Annotated in this window: 17 protein-coding genes and 1 pseudogene; 12 read left to right on the top strand and 6 right to left on the bottom strand. The window is 68.5% G+C overall.

Translation table 11 applies throughout. From position 1 onward, the window contains the following. Positions 1 to 403, bottom strand: a pseudogene (locus Q0X16_RS11350) (primosomal protein N'); the annotation flags it as partial. Positions 404 to 1147: 744 nt separating this feature from the next. Between Q0X16_RS11350 and Q0X16_RS11345 the strand changes: the two are divergent. Further along, positions 1148 to 2548 carry a hypothetical protein gene (locus Q0X16_RS11345; RefSeq protein WP_297834409.1) on the top strand — a complete coding sequence of 467 codons (1401 nt, stop codon included), beginning with the start codon at positions 1148 to 1150 and terminating at the stop codon, positions 2546 to 2548. A gap of 55 nt (positions 2549 to 2603) precedes the next feature. Here Q0X16_RS11345 and Q0X16_RS11340 read toward each other — a convergent pair whose 3' ends face one another. Further along, the gene (locus Q0X16_RS11340) at positions 2604 to 4016 is read right to left on the bottom strand and encodes a coniferyl aldehyde dehydrogenase (RefSeq protein WP_297834406.1); all 1413 of its coding nucleotides are present in this window, start codon (positions 4014 to 4016) and stop codon (positions 2604 to 2606) included. Between the two features lie 113 nt (positions 4017 to 4129). Between Q0X16_RS11340 and Q0X16_RS11335 the strand changes: the two genes are divergently transcribed. The 7 genes from Q0X16_RS11335 (at position 4130) to Q0X16_RS11305 (ending at position 11734) form a co-directional block, all read left to right on the top strand. Then, a complete protein-coding gene (locus Q0X16_RS11335; protein ID WP_297834403.1) occupies positions 4130 to 4672 on the top strand; it encodes a gamma carbonic anhydrase family protein in 543 nt (180 codons plus the stop codon). Between the two features lie 343 nt (positions 4673 to 5015). Beyond that, entirely contained in the window at positions 5016 to 5696 is a 681-nt protein-coding gene (locus Q0X16_RS11330) for an RDD family protein (RefSeq protein WP_297834400.1), read from the top strand. 7 nt (positions 5697 to 5703) lie between these two features. Further along, a complete protein-coding gene (locus Q0X16_RS11325; protein WP_297834398.1) occupies positions 5704 to 6696 on the top strand; it encodes a stage II sporulation protein M in 993 nt (330 codons plus the stop codon). Continuing rightward, positions 6683 to 8323, top strand: coding sequence for a DUF4129 domain-containing protein (locus Q0X16_RS11320; protein WP_297834395.1), 1641 nt, complete (start codon positions 6683 to 6685; stop codon positions 8321 to 8323). Before Q0X16_RS11325 ends, Q0X16_RS11320 begins: the two co-directional genes overlap by 14 nt. After that, positions 8320 to 9447 carry a DUF4350 domain-containing protein gene (locus Q0X16_RS11315; RefSeq protein ID WP_297834393.1) on the top strand — a complete coding sequence of 376 codons (1128 nt, stop codon included), beginning with the start codon at positions 8320 to 8322 and terminating at the stop codon, positions 9445 to 9447. The genes Q0X16_RS11320 and Q0X16_RS11315 overlap by 4 nt, the downstream gene beginning before the upstream one ends. Next, entirely contained in the window at positions 9444 to 10436 is a 993-nt protein-coding gene (locus tag Q0X16_RS11310) for a MoxR family ATPase (RefSeq protein ID WP_297834390.1), read from the top strand. Before Q0X16_RS11315 ends, Q0X16_RS11310 begins: the two co-directional genes overlap by 4 nt. After that, a complete protein-coding gene (locus Q0X16_RS11305) occupies positions 10433 to 11734 on the top strand; it encodes a DUF58 domain-containing protein (protein ID WP_297834387.1) in 1302 nt (433 codons plus the stop codon). The genes Q0X16_RS11310 and Q0X16_RS11305 overlap by 4 nt, the downstream gene beginning before the upstream one ends. Before the next feature lie 26 nt (positions 11735 to 11760). On the opposite strand, the gene aroE is transcribed toward Q0X16_RS11305, so the two are convergent. The 3 genes from aroE to Q0X16_RS11290 all read right to left on the bottom strand — a co-directional run bounded on the left by aroE (position 11761) and on the right by Q0X16_RS11290 (position 13919). Beyond that, positions 11761 to 12591 carry a shikimate dehydrogenase gene (gene aroE, locus Q0X16_RS11300; protein ID WP_297834382.1) on the bottom strand — a complete coding sequence of 277 codons (831 nt, stop codon included), beginning with the start codon at positions 12589 to 12591 and terminating at the stop codon, positions 11761 to 11763. A 63-nt stretch (positions 12592 to 12654) separates the two neighbouring features. Next, entirely contained in the window at positions 12655 to 13641 is a 987-nt protein-coding gene (gene hemB, locus Q0X16_RS11295) for a porphobilinogen synthase (protein ID WP_297834380.1), read from the bottom strand. 29 nt (positions 13642 to 13670) lie between these two features. After that, complete coding sequence (locus Q0X16_RS11290) at positions 13671 to 13919, bottom strand: hypothetical protein (RefSeq protein WP_297834377.1); 249 nt, start codon at positions 13917 to 13919, stop codon at positions 13671 to 13673. Positions 13920 to 14114: 195 nt separating this feature from the next. On the opposite strand from Q0X16_RS11290, the gene Q0X16_RS11285 reads away from it, so the two are divergent. From Q0X16_RS11285 to Q0X16_RS11275, 3 genes are all read left to right on the top strand, one after another. Then, positions 14115 to 16415: a DPP IV N-terminal domain-containing protein gene (locus Q0X16_RS11285; protein ID WP_345780292.1), complete on the top strand. Its 2301-nt coding sequence runs from the start codon at positions 14115 to 14117 to the stop codon at positions 16413 to 16415. Between the two features lie 81 nt (positions 16416 to 16496). Further along, positions 16497 to 16892, top strand: coding sequence for a tetratricopeptide repeat protein (locus tag Q0X16_RS11280; RefSeq protein WP_297834372.1), 396 nt, complete (start codon positions 16497 to 16499; stop codon positions 16890 to 16892). Between the two features lie 63 nt (positions 16893 to 16955). Continuing rightward, the gene (locus Q0X16_RS11275; protein ID WP_297834369.1) at positions 16956 to 17906 is read left to right on the top strand and encodes a DUF3298 domain-containing protein; all 951 of its coding nucleotides are present in this window, start codon (positions 16956 to 16958) and stop codon (positions 17904 to 17906) included. A gap of 25 nt (positions 17907 to 17931) precedes the next feature. On the opposite strand, the gene Q0X16_RS11270 is transcribed toward Q0X16_RS11275, so the two are convergent. Then, positions 17932 to 18657 (bottom strand): glutathione S-transferase C-terminal domain-containing protein, encoded by a 726-nt coding sequence (locus tag Q0X16_RS11270; RefSeq protein WP_297834366.1) that lies wholly within the window; start codon positions 18655 to 18657, stop codon positions 17932 to 17934. Positions 18658 to 18776: 119 nt separating this feature from the next. On the opposite strand from Q0X16_RS11270, the gene Q0X16_RS11265 reads away from it, so the two are divergent. After that, positions 18777 to 19373: a TIGR00645 family protein gene (locus tag Q0X16_RS11265; RefSeq protein ID WP_297834415.1), complete on the top strand. Its 597-nt coding sequence runs from the start codon at positions 18777 to 18779 to the stop codon at positions 19371 to 19373. Positions 19374 to 19399: the final 26 nt, after the last annotated feature.

Below are 19399 nucleotides of genomic sequence, written 5' to 3'. Positions count from 1 at the left end.
TCCCGGCCAGCGCGGTGCGGCCGGCTTCGTTCAACAACCAGCCCCAAGTCGTGGTGTCCGGCAGCGGCTCGCCGCGGCGCAGCGCGGCCGGCAGCGCGGTCGCCAGCACCTCGCCCAGTGGAGCGTGCAGGTAGCCGGCCAGCCAGCGCAAAGACTGCAGCAATTCGCCGTCCAGCAGCGGCTCGCCGTCCAGCGCTTCCAGCGCTGTTCGCAGTTCCACGCCGGGCTCGGCGTCGGCGTGTTCCGTCACGATCCCGCACAGGGTGCGGCTGCCGAACGGAACCTGCAGCCGTTGGCCGACGTGAATGGAGCAGGCGTCCACGCCAACAGGCGGCAGATAGTCGAACAGCCGAGGCAGCGGAACCGGCAAGGCAAGGCGCAGGACGGTCGCGGACTCGGGCATGCGGGCAGTCTAAGGCAACGCTGAAAAAGTCAGCGTTGCCCCAAGACAAGGCCGAAGAGCCTTTTCAGCATTGACGGAGTGGGCAGGTTCGGTGCGATGACGGCCAGAACCGGAATGGCGCGTTGTTCGCGTGGACTGCACACGGGACGGTGGCGGGCGAGATGTCCAGTTGCGGCGCATTGTTTCTTTGAGTCTTGCAAAGAATCGCCAACTCGTTGTTGTGGAAGATAAAATTTCGTTATCCACACGCGCTGTGGATAACTCTGTGCACCGGCCCTCGGCCGCTTCCCACAGGGCGCTTTGCAGCGCGCTGACCCCGGTCTGGCGAAAAAACAGCCAATCGCGAAATCATGTTGTAAATCAATCTGTTGTTTGTGGAACAGGGGGTAAGCGGACGGGCCTCGCGCGTGAAACACCGGCCCGGTCGGCATTTGCCATGGCTGTGCACAACTGATTTGGCTGCAGGCCGCGCGGCTGCTTGCGGAGCCGCATGACAGCCTGCTGTCAAGCGTTTTATCGAATCGGGAAAGATAGAGACATGTCCTGTCAGAAATCCGATTTCGATAGACAGAACTTCGCAAACTAAGGAGCGCTTCCGGTGCGGAGGCGGGTCGGGTCGTGCGCCGCTTTCTCACGCCATCCTCCGGACGCCGGATTCCGACGGCAGGGAATCGCGTTCGTCACGGCTTCAGCGCGGTGCCGTCAAAATGGCGTCCACGTTGCCGCCAGCGGATCCACGCAGCCATGCCACAATCTTTGTCGTCCGCGACTTCGACGCCTGCCGTTGCCGCCTTCCTGCGCGGAGTGGATCGGCGCGCGCGGCTGCTGGCCCTGATCCAGACCGGCGACTCGACGGCGGCGCAAGGTGCGCTTGCCGTCGCGGCCCGTGTGTTCGCGAGCGAAGCTGGGCAGTGGCCGATCGCGCAGTGGCCGATGCAATACTGGCGGCTGCTGCTGTCGGTGCCGGCGATGGGGCAGCGTCGGGTCGATGGCGACCAGGCCGATGTCTTGCCCGAGATCGCGCGCCTGACGCCGGCGCTGCGTGCGGCGGTCTTGCTGCATCTGGTGGCCAGTCTTGAGGATACGGATGCGGCCGCCGCGCTCGGCCTGGACGTCGGGTCTTACCAGCAGCGGATTCGCAGCGCGTTGCCGCACAACCCGCAGGGCGATCTGGATCTGGAGGTCTGGCGCGGCTGGCGCGATGCCGCGCAGCGGGCGCTGGGGCGACTGCCGGAAACGGTGGACGCGGTGCAGTCGCCGCCGCAGCCGACGCGCGCGGTGGTTGCGGAACCCGCGCCTGTGCGCAACCGCGGCGTGCCGCGCGAACGCGCTGCCGCCGCCTTACCGGGTTTGCAACGTCGCGCCCGCTGGCGTTGGCTGCTGGCGGTGGCGCTGGTTGCGCTGGCGACGCTTGCCGCGTGGGCGCTGCTGCATCCGCGTGGCCGCGCGCTGATGGATGCCTGGCGTGGGCGCGTGCACTCCGAAGCCCTGCCGCCGGCCGCGCCGCCCAGGGCGCGCTTCGATCCGAACGACCCGGCGATGGATCCGGATCGGGCGCTGCACGCCGCCCCCGCGGAACTGGCGCTGGCCCACCGGCTGCCGCTGCTGTCCTGGCTGGCGGTCGAAGCGCAAGCACCGGCGCCTGCGTCAGGCACGCAGGACGCGGCGGATTCTTCGGTGACGGAAGCGTCCACGCCGAAGCCAGTCGAATCCGAAGCGGATGTTTCCCCCGATCCGCGCGCCAGCGACCGCGAGGCCTGGTCCGAGTGGCAGGCGCTGACCGATGCCGAACGCGGCAGGCTGCGCGATGCGGCGGCGCGATTCGATGCCATGCCGGAGGCGCAACGCAACGCGTCGCTTGCCCGTTTTGCCGCGGAATCGTTCGATGCCAGGCGCGGCTGGCATCTGGGTCCTACGCTGGGTTTGTGGTGGCCGCGCGTGGCCGCCTTGTTCAGCTTCGATGACGCCGCGGAGCGCGCTTCGCTCCTGCAGTTGCTGCGCCAGTCCTCGCCCGAGGAGATCGATGCGCTGGCGCGGCTGGCGCAGACCACGCCGCCGCAGGAGCGCGTCGCGTTGCGTCGTGCATTGCTTGCGCAGCCGCCGGCGCAGCGGCTGGCCTGGATGCAGGCGCAGTTGAATCGGTAGGAAAACGGCGTCGGGGACAATCACTGGCGGGTCATTGTTCCCGACACCGTTTCGCTCAGCGCACGATCAGGTCGATCAGCCACTTTGCCTTGCTGTAAGGCGGTTTGAGCCTGTCGCCGCCGGTGAAACCGGCCTGCCAGAACACCGGCAGGTGCTTGCTCATGGCGTCGAAACCGGCGCGGGCGTGGTAGGCGCCCATGCCGCTGGCGCCGACGCCGCCGAACGGCAGGTTGGCGACGGCGAAATGGAACAGGGTGTCGTTGACGGAAACGCCGCCGGCCACGGTGTCGCGCAGGATGCGTTCGACGCTGGCGCGGTAGTTGCTGAACGGATACAGCGCCAGCGGACGTTCGCGGGCGTTGATGTAGGCGATCGCGTCGTCGAGCGTCCGGTAGCCCTTGATCGGCAGCAGCGGGCCGAAGATTTCGTCCTGCATCACCTTGCTGTCGTCCGGGGGATCGAGCAGCAGGGTCGGCGGCAGCAGGCGCTGGGCGGGATCGGGCAGCCCGGCCAGCGTCACCCGCTCGACCTTGCGGTCGCGGGCGTCGTCGAGGTAGCCGCGCAGCCGCGCGTACTGGCCTTCGTTGATGATGCGGGTGTAGTCGTCGAGGTTCTCGAGATTCTCGCCATAGCGCTGCTGGACTTCCTTGCGCAGCGCGGCCACCAGCGCATCGCGCTTGGGCTTGGGCACCAGCACGTAGTCGGGCGCGATGCAGGTCTGGCCGCAGTTGAACCACTTGCCGGTGGCAATCCGCGCCGCGGCCTTTTCGATCGGGTAGTCGTCGCAGATCAGCGCCGGCGACTTGCCGCCCAGTTCCAGCGTCACCGGGGTGAGGTGCTGCGCCGCCGCGGCCATCACCTTGCGACCGACCGCGGTCGATCCGGTGAACACCAGGTGGTCGAACGGCAGGCCGGCGAAGGCGGCGCCGACGTCGGCATCGCCCAGCGCGACGGCGACACGGTCTTCCGGAAAGGTGGAGTTGAGCAGGTCGCGCAGGAACGCGCTGGTGCGCGGGGTGTGTTCGGAGGGCTTGAGGAAGACGTGGTTGCCGGCGGCAATCGCGGTGGCCAGCGGGATCAGGGCGAGATTGACCGGATAGTTCCACGGCGCGATCACTCCGACCACGCCCAGCGGCACCGCGCGCACCTGCGCCCGACCCGGCCAGAACCGCCAGCCGGTGCCGACCCGCTGCGGGCGCATCCACGCCTTCAGGTGCTTGAGCAGATGGTCGATGTCGTTGAGCGCCGTCATGCCGTCCGCGATCCGGCTCTCGTCCATCGAACGGTGGCCGAAATCGCTGGCGATGATGCGCGCCATTTCGTCGAGCCGGCGCTTGAGGTTGGCGCGCAGGCGGGACAGGTCGTCGTGGCGCTGCGCGTAGTCGGGCTTGCGGGCTTGCCAGGCGGCGCGCAACCGTTCGAGGCTGGGCTGCAGCGAAGCGACCGGGGTGACGGAGATGGCGTTCATGCGGCGCAGTTTAGGGCAATGTCGACCCAATCAGCATTGGCGTGTGCCATGGGCGGCGCGGCTGTGGGTCGGGTGTGCAAGCGCTTGATCCGGCGCGGGTCTAGAATCCAGCCATGCCGATCCGACCCTACCGCGAGCACCTGCCCACCCTTGGCCAGCGCGTCTATCTCGACCCGATGTCCGCCGTCATCGGCGACGTGGTGCTGGGCGACGACGTCTCGGTCTGGCCGTTCACGCTGATCCGTGGCGACGTCAACTTCATCCGCATCGGCGACCGCACCAACATCCAGGACGGCACCGTGATCCACGTCAGCCACGACGGTCCGCACCTGCGCCGTGGCGGTTTCGCGACCCGGATCGGCAACGACGTCACCATCGGCCACAAGGCCATCATCCACGCCTGCACGATCGAGGATGCGGCGCTGATCGGGATGGGGGCGGTCGTGCTCGACGGGGCGGTGGTGAAAAAGCACGGTTTCGTCGGTGCCGGGGCGCTGGTGTCGCCCGGAAAGGTGGTGGGCGAGGGCGAGCTGTGGCTGGGAAATCCGGCAAAGAAGGCGCGCCAGCTCAGCCCGACCGAGATCGAGGCCCTGTACTACAGCGCCAATCACTACGTGAAGCTCAAGGACGACTATCTTGCCGGCGGCGTCGGCTGACATCGGCGCTGCCGCCGCGCGCGCGAAAAAGTCCGGGGCGGACTTTTCAACGTTGCCTTAGGGCAACGCTGAAAAAGTCAGCGTTGCCCGCGGCACATGGACGTGCCGCCCGTGAATCAAGCACGCAAGTGCTTGATTCGGCGCGAGCACGTCCGGACCTGTGCCGGACGTGCGACTGCTGATCAAGGCCAGGATGGGCTTGATCAGCATTGCATTAGAATGCCCACAGGGTCGGCGACGCGATGGATGCCTGGGGATGGCGACAAACGAGGGCGGTCACTTCAGAGGCACCGCCGGCGATCCATATGCGACGCCCACGGCGTGCATCGACGCCAACAACTGAATGCTGGACACCGTTCGCATCGTCGATACCCCCGAGGGCATCGCCCTGCGCCTGCCGGCTGCCGGCCCGGTGCCGCGGGCGCTAGCGTGGGTGATTGATCTGGCGATCCGGATGGCGCTGCTGATGCTGTTCGGGATGGTGCTCGGGATGCTCGGCAGCACCGGCGCCGGGCTGTATCTGCTGGCGCTGTTCGTGGTGTTCTGGGGTTATCCGATCCTGTGCGAGGGCCTGTTCGGCGGGCAGACTCCCGGCAAGCGCGTGCTCGGGCTGCGGGTGGTCGCCGGCGACGGCGCGCCGGTAGGCTGGCTGGCCTCGATCGTGCGCAACCTGATGCGCACGGTGGACATGCTGCCCTTCGGCTATGCCTGCGGGTTGATCGCAGGATTTTCCGATCCGTGGGGACGGCGGCTGGGCGATCTGGTGGCCGGGACGCTGGTGGTGCACGTGCATCCGGTGCAGCCGCTGCCGGTGACGGTGGCGGGCGGCACCCATGCGCCGCTGTCGCCGCTGCGGCCCGAGGAACAGGTGGCGGTGCTGGCGTTCGCCGAACGCGCTCCGAGGCTGACTCCGGAGCGGCAGATGGAGCTGGCCGATCTGGTGACGCCGATCACCGGCGCGCAGGGCGCGGCCGGCGTGGCGCGGCTGGGCGGCATCGCCCGCTGGCTGTTGGGACAGGGCTGAGGCGACGATGCGGCAGGAACAGTTCATCGCCCGCTACCAGCAGGAATGGGCCGAGTTCGAGCGTTGGCTGGAGGCCCGCGCCGCGCATCCGCGCCGGGCGCGCGCGGACATCCACTGGCGCGGGCTGGCCGACGTCGACGTCCCGGCGGTCTATCGCCGGCTTGCGCGCCAGCTCGGCCTGGCGCGCCGGCGCGGCTACAGCCCGCATCTGCAGGAGCGATTGCAGGTGCTGGTGCAGCGCGGCCACGACGTGCTGTACCGCCCGCCGCCGCCGCGCTGGCAGCGCGCCATCGAGTTCTTCATCGCCGATTTCCCGCGCATGGTGCGGGCCGAATCGGGCGTGCTCTGGGCTTCGGCCCTGCTGTTCGTTCTGCCGCTGCTCGCCAGCTTCGTCGCCCTGCAGTTCAAGCCCGAGCTGATCCACACCCTGATGCCGCCGCAGCAGGTGGCGCAGTGGGAGGAGATGTATTCGAAGGCCGCGCAGAAACTGGGACGCAGCTCGGGTGACGACCTGGAGATGTTCGGCTACTACATCTTCAACAACATCAGTATCGGTTTGCGCACCTACGCCAGCGGCCTGCTGGCCGGGATCGGCCCGGTGCTGACCATCGCCTTCAACGGCGTGATGATCGGGACGGTGGCCGGACATCTGCAGAACGTCGGGCTGGGCGATCCGTTCTGGCGCTTCGCCGCCGGCCATGCGTCTTTCGAGCTGACCGCGATCGTGATTTCCGGCGCGGCCGGGCTGCGCCTGAGTCTGGCCCTGCTGGCGCCCGGCCGGCGCACGCGGGTCAATGCCCTGATCGAGGACGGCAAGCGCGGCGCGGCGCTGTGCCTGGGCGTGTTCCTGATGCTGGTGGTCGCGGCGTTCATCGAAGCGTTCTGGTCGTCGATCGGGACGATTCCGGCGACGATCAAGTACGGCGTGGCCGCCTTGCTGTGGGCGCTGGTGCTGGCGTGGCTGGCGCTGGGCGGGAGGGATCGCGATGCGGCTCGATGACCTCAGCGTCGAACTGCGCCCGCGCACGCCGTGGGAGGCGGTGGAGTTGGGCACGGCGCTGGTGCGCCGTCACGCCCGCGCGATCTGGAGGCCGTGGCTGGCGCTGTCCCTGCCCGTGTTCGTCGCGATCAACGCCCTCGCCTGGTGGCTGGACAAGCTGTGGCTGGCCGCGCTGGTGATGTGGTGGCTCAAGCCGGTGTTCGACCGCATTCCGCTGTACGTCATTTCGCGCGCGGTGTTCGGCCCGGCGCCGGATGCGCGGGAAACGCGACGGGCAATGCGCAACTGGGGCCTGCGGCCGATGCTGGGCTACCTCAGCTGGCGGCGACTGAGCCCGGTACGTTCCCTGCACCTTCCCATCGACCTGCTGGAAGGCGGGCCGAACGTGGCCCAGCGGCGGCAGGTGATTGGCGGCGGCGTGCGCGGCACGGCGGCGCTGGTGACGCTGGTGTGCGCGAATTTCGAGATTGTGCTGGTATTCGCGACCTATGCGCTGGCGCTGATGTTCGTGCCGGTCGAACTGATGTCCGAATCCATGCGCGCGGCCTGGGATCTGATCAGTCAGGAACCGCCGCGCTGGGTGCAACTGCTCGGCAACCTGCTGACGTGGTCGGTCACCAGCGTGATCGAACCGTTCTACGTCGGCGCTGGATTTGGCCTCTATCTCGATCGCCGCACCCGGATCGAGGCCTGGGACGTGGAGATCGCCTTCCGCCGCCTGCGCGCGCGGCTGCGCGGCGCAGGCGTGGCGGTGCTGGTGGCGGTCGGCATGCTGATGGCGCCGGGATTTTCGCGGGCCTGTACGCCGGCGCGACAGCCGGCGGTCGCCGCAGCGCAGTCCGCCGAGGCAGGGGCCGGAACCGACGCCGAAGCCAACGGCCAGTGCCTGGCATCGGCAGTGGGCGCCGCCGAAGCGGCGGCGTCGGACGCGGAGGACGCCGCGGACCGGAGCTTCGACGGGATGCCCGATCTGCCGGAGATCTTCGAGCGGACCGAAAACGATCCGCGCTTCTCCGACGCGGTGGCCCGCACCGAGAACGATCCATTGCTTCATCCGAAGGAAACCATCACCGAATGGGTGCCACGCAAGCCCGGAGAAGCCGCGCACCAGGATGCGTCGCCGCTGCTGCAACGCATCGCGGCCGTCATCGCCGCGATCGCCAAGTACAGCCTGTGGATCCTGCTGGTCCTCCTGCTGATCGTCCTGATCCTGAGCCGCCGCACCTGGCTGCCGTGGCTGCGCGATCTGGCTCCGGCGCGGCGTCGGGCGGTGCCGGCACCCATTGAGCAGGAACCGCAGCCGGAAGAACAGCCGCTGCCCGCCGACGTCATGGCCCACGCCCGCGGGCTGTGGACCGATGGAAAGCCGCGTGCGGCGCTGGCCCTGCTGTATCGCGCCAGCGTTGCGTCCATGACGGAGCGCACCGGGGCGCTGCTGGTGCCCGGCGCCACCGAATCCCAGTGCCTGCGCGCGGCGCGCGCGCTGGGCGATGCGCAGGACCGCGCGGCGTTCGCGCGCATGGTCAACGTCTGGCAGTACGCCGCCTATGCCGAGCGTTTGCCGGCGACGGACGAATTCGAGTCCTTGCTGGTGCAGCTCGGGCAACGCTTCGGGTGGACGGCATGAAGCGCAGCCAGACAGTGCTTCTGTGGTCGCTGGCCTTGCTGTTCGTGGCCCTGCTGACGACCTGGTTCCTGGTCACATACAAGCAAGTGGAGCGCAGCGTGGACCTGCCGCCGCGCGGCGAAGCCAGCTTCAACCCGCTGTATGCGCTCAAGCTGTCGTTGCGCGACAGCGGGCAAAAGGTGGTGTCGCGCCAGCGCCTGCAGCTCGACGCGATGCCGCCGGGGCCGCGTGACACCGTGGTGATGTACGGCGATCCGCGCACGCTCGGACACGACGATTTGCAGGAGTTGGAACGCTTCGTGCGCGGCGGCGGGCATCTGGTCGTGGGGCTGCCGGAATTCAGCGAGAGCGGCAAGGCGACCGGCGCGACGCCGCTGTCGGGATTCCTGCCAATCAAGCCCTCGGTCAGCAGATCGCCGTGCCTCGTCCGCAAGGTGCAGGGCAAGCCGGATCGGAGGGTGTTTTGCGGCGCCCCGCGCTTCACGCCGGAAGCCAACGCCGACATCGCGGCCGGTCTGCAGCACCCGCAGGGCGGCTACCTGTTCGCCCGCTTCCAGCTCGGCGAGGGCAGCGTGGACCTGCTGTCGGACATGGACCTGCTGACCAACGACGCACTCGTGGAAACCGGCAATGCGGCGTTCGCGCGCCAGCTGCTGGCCCCGAACTGGGGTGCGGGCAGATTCCACCTGGTGTATTCGGTGGACATGCCGCCGCTGTGGCGCTGGCTACTGGAGCACGGCTGGCGGGCGCTGCTGCCGGCGTTCCTGTGCCTGCTGCTGTGGCTGTGGATGCGTGCGCAGCGGTTCGGGCCATTGCTGCCGGCGCCGCAGGCGCCGCGGCGCTCGCTGCTGGAACATCTGGAGGCCAGCGGCGAACACCTGCTGCGCTACGGCCAACTCGGCGCGCTGCACCGCGCCCTGCTCGCCGCCGTGCAGGAGCGCCTGCGCCGGCGCGATCCGCTGGCCGCCGCGCTCGACGGCGAGGCGCAGGCCGGCTTGATCGCCCAACGCACCGGCCTGACCCCGACCGAAGTGCGCGCCGCGCTCGATACCCGTCCACCGCGTGACCCGCTGGATTTCCGCCACCGCATCGCCCGCCTGACCGAACTGAGGAAACGTCTATGAGCAGTCCATCCCTGCCTCCCGTCCCGCCGCTGACCGGCGCGACCCTGGGCGAATGCGCCGGCGCCATCCGCGCTGCGGTCGGCAAGGCCTTCATCGGCCAGCCCGAAGTGCTCGACCAGGTGCTGATCGCCCTGCTCGCGGGCGGGCATGTCCTGCTGGAAGGCGTGCCCGGCCTCGGCAAGACCCTGCTGGTGCGGGCGCTGGCCCAGGCGCTCGACTGCCAGCACGCGCGCGTCCAGTTCACGCCCGACCTGATGCCCAGCGACATCAGCGGCCACGCGGTCTACGACCCCAAGGTCGAGCGCTTCGAAGTGCGCAAGGGCCCCGTCTTCACCCATCTGCTGCTGGCCGATGAAATCAACCGCGCCCCGGCCAAGACCCAGTCGGCGTTGCTGGAGGCGATGCAGGAACAGCAGGTGACCATCGAAGGCGAAAGTTTCCCGCTGCCGTTGCCGTTCCTGTGCATGGCCACGCAGAACCCGCTGGAACTGGAAGGCACCTACCCGCTGCCGGAAGCCCAGCTCGACCGCTTCCTGCTCAAGGTGCTGATCGGCTACCCCGGCATCGAGGATGAAAAGCGCATGGTCGCCGCGGTCAGCGAGGGTCGGACCGCGGCCGATTTCGATCTGTCGCAGGTGGCCCGCGTGATCAGCCGCGAGCAGGTGCAGTCGATGCAGATCGGCACCTCGCTGGTGCGGGTCGACGCGGCGGTGCTCGACTACGCGGTGCGGATCGCCGCGGCCACCCGCAAGTGGCCGGGAATCGCGCTGGGCGCCGGCCCGCGCGGCAGCATCGCGCTGGTGCGCGCCGCCCGCGCGCAGGCGGTGCTGGCCGGACGCGATTTCGTCACCCCCGACGACGTGCGCGACATCGCCTTGCCGGCGCTGCGCCACCGCATCCAGCTGGCGCCCGAGTTGCATATCGAAGGCCAGTCGGTGGACGAGGCGCTGCGCGCCCTGCTGGCCAAGGTGGACGCGCCGCGCCAGTGAGACCGGCGCCGCTCCTGCTGTGGCTGCTGGCGCTGTGGGCGCTGCTTGGCCTGCTGGCCAGCTTCGCGCTGGTTCCGCCGCCGGCGTGGGCGTTGGCCGGCGCGCTGCTGGCGCTGCTGGCGGGAATCGACGCGCTGCGCCTGCGGCGCCAGCGGCTGCCGTCGGTTCGGCGTGACCTGCCCGAAGCGCTGGCGGTCGGCGTCGAGCGTCCGGTCGAACTGGTGCTGGAAGCCGGTGCGCAGCGGCAGCGCGTCGACGTGTTCGACCTGCATCCGGTCGGCTGGGAAGCCGAGGGCCTGCCGCGCCGGCTCGACCTCGTTCCCGGCAGCGACAGCCGCTTCGCCTACCGGCTGCGCCCGGTCGAGCGCGGCCACGCCGAATTCGCCGGCGTCCACCTGCGCCTGCACGCGCCGTGGCGGCTGTGGCGGCGGCGCGCCACCGTGATGCCGGAACAGAAGGTACGGGTGTTTCCGAATTTCGCGCCGCTGGCCAGGCTGGCCCTGCTCGGCGCCGAGCAGGCCTCGCGCGCGATGGGCGCGCACGTGCGCCGCCGCCGTGGCGAGGGCACCGACTACCACCAGATGCGCGACTACCGGGTCGGCGACAGCCTGCGCCGGATCGACTGGAAGGCCACCGCGCGGATGCGCCGGCTGATTTCCCGCGAATACCAGGACGAGCGCAACCAGCAGCTGGTGCTGCTGGTCGATACCGGCCAGCGCATGCTGGCGCGCGACGGCCTGCTCTCGCATTTCGACCAGACCCTGGACGCGGCGCTGGTGGTGTCCTGGCTGGCGCTGCGCCAGGGCGATGCGGTCGGCCTGCTAGCCAGCGGCGGCGCGCGCCGCTGGGTGCCGCCGCAGCGCGGCGCCGGCGCGATCGACGTCCTGCTGCGCGCCACCTTCGACCTGCAGCCGCGGCCGGTGGCGACCGACTATCTTGCCGCCGCGACCGAGCTGACCCTGCGCCAGCGCCGCCGCAGCCTGGTCATGCTGATGACCAACCTGCGCGACGAGGACAGCGAGGACCTGCTGGCCGCGGTGGGCCTGCTGCGCCAGCGCCACCACGTCGTCGTCGCCAGCCTGCGCGAGGCGGCGCTCGACGCGGCGCTGGACGAGGACGTGCGCGACCTGCGCGGCGCCCTGCGCGCCACCTCGGCGGCACGCTATCTGCAGCATCGCGCCGTCGCCCACGACGCGCTGCGCGCCCACCGCGTCGCCGTGCTCGACGTCACCTGCGCCGAATTGCCCGGCGCGCTGGTGGAGCACTACCTGATGGTCAAGCGCGAGGGGTTGCTGTAGAAGCGCGCCATGCGCGCAGCCACGCCCTAGTCGGCGGTGAACAGCGCCACCGAGCGTGCCGACAGGTCAGCGAATACCGCATCGGTCTGCGGCCGCACGCCGTGCCAGAGCAGGAAGCTCTCGGCGGCCTGCTCGACCAGCATGCCCAGCCCGTCCACCGTCTTCACGCAACCGGCGGCGCGGGCCCAGGCGAGGAAGGCGACGGCGGCTTCTCCGTAGCTCAGGTCCACCGCGTCGCTGCGCGACTCCACCAGCGCCATCGGCAGCGTCAGCAGCGCGCCGCTGCGCGAGGCGGCGGTGGCGTTGATCAGCAGGTCGAAGCTGCCCAACTTTGCCAGCGCGTCCCAGCCGCGCGCGTGCACGCGGTCGGGTTCGCCGAGCGCATCGGAGAGTTGTTCGGCGCGGGAAATGGTGCGGTTGACGATGACCAATTCACGCACGCCGGCATCCAGCAGCGCCGGCGCCACGCCGTGGGCGGCCCCGCCCGCACCCAGCATCAGCACCCGGCGCTGGCGCAGGTCCATGCCGCGGCGTTCGGTGAGATCGCGCACCAGACCGAGGCCGTCGGTGTTGTCGCCGCGCCAGCCGTCGCCGTCGCGAATCAGGGTGTTCACCGCACGGGCGCGGCGGGCGCGAGAAGAAACGTCGGCGCAGAGCGTGAAGGCGTCTTTCTTCAGCGGCAGGGTGACGTTGGCGCCATCGACGGCGCTGGCGTCAAGCTTGGCTCGGAAATCGTCGTGGCCCGCCTCGATGGCGGTGTATTCCAGCGCGATGCCGGTCTGCTGCGCGAACATCGCGTGGATGAACGGCGATTGCGAGTGGTGGATGGGGCTTCCGAAGACGGCGTAGTGCTTCATGGATCGGCCTCCGCGTCATGCGTGGTGGAAGCCTTCCCCTTGAAGGGGAAGGAGAACAGCGGGTCACTCTTTCAGCCATCTTGCCGCATCCAGCGCGAAATAGGTCAGCACGCCGTCGGCGCCGGCGCGCTTGAACGCCAGCAGCGCTTCCATCGCCACCATTTTTTCGTCGAGCCAGCCGTTGGCGGCGGCGGCCTTGATCATCGCGTACTCGCCGCTGACCTGGTACGCGTAGGTCGGGCGCTTGAAGTGCTGTTTCACCCGGTACAGCACGTCCAGATAGGGCAGGCCGGGCTTGACCATCACCATGTCCGCGCCTTCGGCCAGGTCCAGCGCGACTTCGTGCAGCGCCTCGTCCGAGTTGGCGGGGTCCATCTGGTAGGTGTACTTGTTGCCCTTGCCGAGATTTCCGGCGCTGCCGACCGCACTGCGGAACGGGCCGTAGAAGCTGCTGGCGTACTTGGCGCTGTAGGCCAGGATGCGGGTGTGGATGTAGCCGCCCGCTTCCAGCGCGTTGCGGATCGCGCCGATGCGGCCGTCCATCATGTCCGAAGGCGAGAGTACGTCCACGCCGGCGGCGACGTGCGCCAGCGACTGCTTGATCAGCGCCTCGATGGTCTCGTCGTTGAGGATGTAGCCGGTGTCGTCGATGACGCCGTCCTGGCCGTGGGTGGTGTAGGGATCCAATGCCTGATCGCTCATCACGCCAAGTTCGGGGAAGCGCGATTTCAGCGCGCGGATGGCGCGCGGGATGAGGCCGTTCTCGTCCCAGGCGATGCGTCCGTCGGCGGTCTTGGCGTCCGGGTCCGGCACGCCGAACAGGTCGAGGATCGGCACGCCCAGTTCCAGCGCCTGCTCGCCCACCCGCAGCAACTCGTCGATCGACAGCCGCTCCACGCCCGGCATCGCCGCCACCGGCGCGCGCCCTTTTCCCTCGTGCACGAAGACCGGATAGATCAGGTCGTTGGTGGTCAACGCGGTTTCGCGCATCAGGCGGCGCGAAAATTCATCGTGGCGCATGCGCCGCGGGCGGATCGGGAATTGGCTCATGCGTCCATTCTACGGGCGCGCGGTGAAGCTCACACGAAGCCGCCGCCCAGCATCAGCCGGACCGCGCCGACGACAATCGCGATGCCGTTGAGCACCAGCCCGGCCTTGGCGCGGGCGTTGTGCGTCGGCTGGGTGACGGCGATGCCGATCGCGGCGAGGATTGCGCCGACCACGGCGAACGGGATCAGCAGCCAGTTCGCCCAGCCCACCAGCGGGATGAGCGCCAGCACCATCCACAGCAGCGCAACGATGCCCCAGAGCAGGCTGACGATTCCCATGAGGCGGCGACTCCGTGCAGGATGGCGGTTTCCAAGGATATGCGGACGGCGCGCGCCGAATGCAAGCCCGGTTTCGGCGACCCCAGACCATCGGCACAAGCACGCGGCAACCGCGCGCGCTAGGATCAGCGTCGGTGCGCGGGCGCGCGGAGATGCGGCGGGGATGCAATGGCACGGAATTCAAGCGCGGCTTGGTTGCTGGGAACCCTGCTGGTGACCGGCGCAGCCATGGGGCAGGCGACCCCGGGACCGGCGGTGACGACGGCCGACTATCAGCGCGCGGCCGGCATGCTGGCCGACCGCACGATGCCGTTGATCGACCATGCCATCAGCGGCGCCAGCTGGCTCGACGACGGCAGCCTGATCTATCGCGAGCAGACCGACGGCAAGACCGCCGTGCTGCGCTTCGATCCGGCCACCGGCAAGAGCGCCCCGGCGTTCGACCCGCAGGCGCTGGCCGATGCAATGAATCTCGCCAGCGGCGGCAAGGGCCGGTCGGTGAACAAGGACAAGCTGCCGCCGCTGACCATCGCCCGCAACGCCGACGGCAGTCTGCTGCTGACCGGCATGGCCGGGCGCTTCCGCTGCGATATGACAGGCTGCAGCGCCGTGGCGCACCCCGCCAGCGGCGACGAACCTGGCGTGGCTTCGCCCGACGGCAGCCGCGAGGCCTTCGTGCGCGACTGGAACCTGTGGCTGCGCGACCTCGCTTCCGGCAAGGAAACCCAGCTCACCTTCGACGGCAAGCCCGACTACGGCTATGCCACCGACAACGCCGGCTGGAAACACACCGGCAACGCGGTCGTGGCGTGGTCGCCGGATGGCACGAAGATCGCCACCTTCCGGCAGGACCAGCGCCACACCAGCCTGATGACCCTGGTCGGCACCAATGTCGGCGCGCCGAAGGTCGAGCAGTGGCGCTATCCGTTTGCCGGCGACAAGGACATCACCCTGATCGAACGGGTGGTCGTCGACCTGTCCGGCGCGACGCCGAAGACCATCCGCCTGCAGATGCCGCCGGACCAGCACCGCTCCACCTGCGCCGACGATCTGCTGTGCGCCGACGGCTGGGAGGACGTGCAGTGGGCCCGCGACGGCAAGACGCTGGCCTTCGTCAGCACCGATCGCGGCCACAAGCGCGCCACCCTGCGGGTGGCCGATGCCGCCACCGGCGCGGTGCGCGATGTCCATACCGAAACCGTCGCCACCCAGTACCAGAGCGCCCCGGCGCTGGATTCGGTCAACTGGCGCTACCTGCCCGAGAGCAACGAATTCCTCTGGTTTAGCCAGAAATCGAACTGGGGCCATCTGTACCTGTTCGATCTGACCACCGGCAAGCTCAAGCGCCAGATCACCAGCGGCGACTGGAACGTCGCCCAGGTGCTCCGGCTCGATCCGGTCGGCCGCACGCTCTGGATCACCGGCGTGGGCCGCGAAGCCGGGCGCGATCCGTACTTCGTGCATTTCTACAAGGTGGGCCTCGACGGCGGCGAAGTGCAGCTGCTGACGCCCGAAGACGCCAACCATGCGATCACGCTGTCGGGCGACGGCAAGTATTTCCTGGACGTGCATTCGACCATCGCCACCGCTCCGGTGGCGATGGTGCGCGATGCCGACGGCAGGCAGGTGGCGGAGCTGGCGCACACCGACCTGACCCGCCTGCGCGCAGCCGGCTGGGTGCCGCCGGAGGCGTTCACGGTCAAGGCCCGCGACGGCAAGACCGATCTGTACGGCCAGATGTTCAAGCCGTCCAATTTCGATCCGGCAAAGAAGTACCCGATCATCACCTACATCTACCCCGGCCCGCAGGTCGGCTCGGTGCGCAGCCGCAGCTTCCAGCCCGCGCACGGCGACCATCAGGCGCTGGCCGAGCTGGGCTTCATCGTGATCGCGCTCGACGGCATGGGCACGCCGCTGCGCAGCAAGGCGTTCCAGGACGTGTCCTACGGCAACATGGCCGACAACACCCTGCCGGACCAGGTCGCCGCGCTGAAGCAGCTGGGCGAGCGCTACCCGTGGATCGATACCGCGCGCGCCGGCATCTGGGGCCACTCCGGCGGCGGCAACGCCACCGCGGCGGCGATGTTCCGCTACCCCGACATGTACCAGGTCGGCATCGCCGAATCCGGCAACCACGAGAACCTGTCCTACGAGGACGACTGGGGCGAGCGCTACCACGGCCTGCTGGTGCGCAAGCCGGACGGCACCACCAACTACACCGGGCAGGACAACGCGCCGCTGGCGAAGAACCTGAAGGGCAAGCTGCTGCTGATCCACGGCATGATGGACGACAACGTGCCGCCGCAGTCCACCCTGCTGGTGGTCGATGCGCTGATCAAGGCCAACAAGGACTTTGACCTGCTGCTGCTGCCGCACGCCCGCCATGGCTACGGCATGGACAGCTACTACGTCATGCGCCGGCGCTGGGACTATTTCGTGAAGAACCTGCTCGGTGCCGAACCGCCGCACGAATTCGAGCTGAAGATGCAGCCCTGAGTCGGGCACCCGTCATGCTAGCCGGCGTCCGGAATCGGCGCCGGATGCCGTTGTTCCCGAAAGGACGGCGCGGGAGCGACGATGGACGAAAAACTCTATTCCGAACTGGCCCGGCGCGCGTCGGCACTGGTCGAAGCGGGGGATCGGCCGGCGGCGATCGAAATCCTGGAGCAGCTCGTTGCCAGCGAGCTGCCCGAGTTCGATCGCGCCATGATGTGCATGAACATCGCGATCGTGCAGGATCAGCTGGGCGAGACCGAAAAAGCCCTGGAAACCTATGCCGCGGCGGTCGATCTGGAGCGGCGGACGGAATCCTCCTTCATCGCGGAAAGCCGGGCCGCCTACTGTGCGAAGCTGGGTTTGTACGATGCAAGCAGCCGTTATTACGACGACCTGCTCCGGCATCCGCACCTGAAGCCGGGCGCGCGGGAGCGGTTGCTGCAGAACATTGCGACGTTGGACCGGCTGAGGGCATAGTCGAGCGGCGAACGCTTGTTCCTTTTCAATGCAAACGATGACGGGTTGGAGGAGACTGCCGTGGTGCCTGGGCTGAAGGGATGGATCGTATTCGCGGTGCTGCTGTTTTCGGGCGGCGTGCTGGCCAGCGGTCTTCCGGTGGAGAAACGCACGATCGAATCGAAGACCGCGCAGGTCGAGATTTCGGTGGCCTATCCGCAGACCGGCAACGCCGCGATCGACGCGCAGCTGCGCCAGTGGGCCAGGGAACAGGCCGACGATTTCCGCAATGTCGACGCAGAGGACGTCGGTCCGGGTTTGTCGTGGTCGCTCGACATCGACTATAGGGTCGAACGCAACGACGGCAAGCTGTTTTCCGTGGTGTTCGGAATCGACAGCTATGCCGGTGGCGCCCACCCCAACCACAATTCCGTGGCGTTCAATTTCCTGCTGCCCGAAGGCGCGCAACTGGACATCGAGCAAGTCATCCAGGGCCGCAAGGGTCTGCAGCGGCTGAGCGCGCTGGCCATCGCCAGACTCAACGCGATGCTGTTGCCCGACGAGAGTTCCATCCCCGAAATGATCCAGCAGGGCGCCGGTCCCGAGTGGGGCAACTTCCAGACCTTCGTGCTGCTGCCGGATCGGCTGAAGCTCCTGTTCGATCCCTATGCCGTCGGCCCCTATTCGAGCGGGCCGCAGGAAGTGACGCTTCCGCTGTCGGAACTGAAAAGCGTGCTGCGCGCCGATCCGCGCACGCCGGTGCCATCGTTCGATTGCGGCAAGGCGGGCACCCCGATCGAACACGCGATCTGCACAAGCAGCGGGCTGGCGCAGCTGGATCTCCGGGTGGCGCGGGTGTACCGGCAGCGTTCTTCCACCGGCGACCCCGACTACGATGCCCGGGTGCGAGCCGCCCAGCGCGCCTTCGTCGGCCAGCGCAACGCCCGCTGCGGCGGGCGGCTGGGCGCTGCACTGGAGAGCTGCCTGACGCAGATGTACCAGGCGCGGCTGGCGGAACTGGACTCCGCGTACTGATGCCGCCGGCGCCGGTCAGGCGCCCTTACTCGCGGCGGGCGCCCTGCCCGAACAGGATCTTCTTCTGTTCGTCGCTCATCGGCTTGCCGGCGTCCGGGTTGACCTTGGCCGCCAGCGCATAGGCGCGCTGGGTCGCGGGACGGGCCGTGATCGCCGCGTGCCAGCGGCGGATGTTGGCGAACGGCGTCAGGTCGATCGGCGCCTTGTCGTAGGCGTTGATCCACGGATAGCAGGCCATGTCGGCGATGCTGTAGCCGCCGTCGGAAATGAACTCGCGTCCGGCCAGCCGCTGGTCGAGTACGCCCAGCAGGCGCTCGGCCTCCTTGCGGTAGCGCTCGCGGGCGTAGGGGATGGCCTCGGGCGCATAGACGTGGAAGTGGCCGTACTGCCCGGTCATCGGCCCCAGCCCCGCCATCTGCCAGAACAGCCATTCATCGACCTCGATGGCCTGGCGCAGCTCGGTGCGCGGGTCGGCACCCTCGGCCACGCCGGTGAAGCGTCCGGTCTTGTCCGACAGATAGCGCAGGATCGCGCCGGATTCGAACACCGGAATCGGCGCGCCGCCGTCCGGCGGGCTGGCGTCGACGATCGCCGGCATCTTGTTGTTCGGCGAGATCGCGAGGAATTCCGGCGCGAACTGCTCGCCCTTGCCGATGTTCACCGGGCGCACGGTGTACGGCAGTCCGGCTTCTTCGAGGAACAGACTGATCTTGTGGCCATTGGGCGTGGGCCAGTAGTGGAAGTCGATCATGGCGCGGCTCCAAAGCTGATGTCCGGTACAGACTGTAGTGCCCCGGGGTGAACGCAAGGTGTTGACGGCACCCCGTGTTGGACGGTGCAATGCACCCTCTCCCGCCTGAAGTGCTGCCGATGACGCCTGAACCGACGCCACGCCTGTCGCCCCTGTCCGCGCTGATTTTCTCCTCGCGCTGGCTGCAGTTGCCGCTGTATCTGGGCCTGATCGTGGCCCAGGCCGTGTACGTGTTCCTGTTCGTCACTGAGCTCTGGCACCTGATCCACGATGTCGTCAGCCTGAGCGAGCAGGGCATCATGCTGATCGTGCTGGGCCTGATCGACGTGGTGATGATCTCCAACCTGCTGGTGATGGTGATCGTGGGCGGCTACGAAACCTTCGTCTCGCGGCTCAATCTGGAAGGCCATCCCGACCAGCCGGAATGGCTGTCCCACGTCAATGCCCGCGTGCTGAAGGTCAAACTGGCGATGGCGATCATCGGCATTTCCTCGATCCACCTGCTCAAGTCCTTCATCGAGGCCGGCCAGCTGGGCCTGCCGTTGTGCACCGCCGATCTGGTGGCGGCCAGGGCGCTGTGCACCAAGGCCACCGCGCAGGGCGTGATGTGGCAGACCATCATCCACATCGTGTTCATCCTGTCCGCGATCGGCATCGCCTGGACCGACAAATTGATGACCGGCAACGCCAGCAAGCGCGAACACGCGGCGCATTGAGCGGCCCGGCGCCCAAGTCGGCCCGG

The sequence above is a fragment of the Thermomonas sp. genome (genome assembly GCF_025993755.1).
Taxonomy (GTDB): Bacteria; Pseudomonadota; Gammaproteobacteria; order Xanthomonadales; family Xanthomonadaceae; genus Thermomonas.
The sequence above is the reverse complement of the archived record's forward strand: the minus strand, read 5'-3'. Positions and strand labels throughout refer to the sequence as shown.

Bases quoted from the DNA above. Each gene is read 5' to 3' on its own strand.
- Q0X16_RS11345 (WP_297834409.1), top strand. From the start codon at position 1,148: ATGCCACAATCTTTGTCGTCCGCGACTTCGACGCCTGCCGTTGCCGCC.
- Q0X16_RS11340 (WP_297834406.1), bottom strand. From the start codon at position 4,016: ATGAACGCCATCTCCGTCACCCCGGTCGCTTCGCTGCAGCCCAGCCTC.
- Q0X16_RS11335 (WP_297834403.1), top strand. From the start codon at position 4,130: ATGCCGATCCGACCCTACCGCGAGCACCTGCCCACCCTTGGCCAGCGC.
- Q0X16_RS11330 (WP_297834400.1), top strand. From the start codon at position 5,016: ATGCTGGACACCGTTCGCATCGTCGATACCCCCGAGGGCATCGCCCTG.
- Q0X16_RS11325 (WP_297834398.1), top strand. From the start codon at position 5,704: ATGCGGCAGGAACAGTTCATCGCCCGCTACCAGCAGGAATGGGCCGAG.
- Q0X16_RS11320 (WP_297834395.1), top strand. From the start codon at position 6,683: ATGCGGCTCGATGACCTCAGCGTCGAACTGCGCCCGCGCACGCCGTGG.
- Q0X16_RS11315 (WP_297834393.1), top strand. From the start codon at position 8,320: ATGAAGCGCAGCCAGACAGTGCTTCTGTGGTCGCTGGCCTTGCTGTTC.
- Q0X16_RS11310 (WP_297834390.1), top strand. From the start codon at position 9,444: ATGAGCAGTCCATCCCTGCCTCCCGTCCCGCCGCTGACCGGCGCGACC.
- aroE (WP_297834382.1), bottom strand. From the start codon at position 12,591: ATGAAGCACTACGCCGTCTTCGGAAGCCCCATCCACCACTCGCAATCG.
- hemB (WP_297834380.1), bottom strand. From the start codon at position 13,641: ATGAGCCAATTCCCGATCCGCCCGCGGCGCATGCGCCACGATGAATTT.
- Q0X16_RS11290 (WP_297834377.1), bottom strand. From the start codon at position 13,919: ATGGGAATCGTCAGCCTGCTCTGGGGCATCGTTGCGCTGCTGTGGATG.
- Q0X16_RS11280 (WP_297834372.1), top strand. From the start codon at position 16,497: ATGGACGAAAAACTCTATTCCGAACTGGCCCGGCGCGCGTCGGCACTG.
- Q0X16_RS11270 (WP_297834366.1), bottom strand. From the start codon at position 18,657: ATGATCGACTTCCACTACTGGCCCACGCCCAATGGCCACAAGATCAGT.
- Q0X16_RS11265 (WP_297834415.1), top strand. From the start codon at position 18,777: ATGACGCCTGAACCGACGCCACGCCTGTCGCCCCTGTCCGCGCTGATT.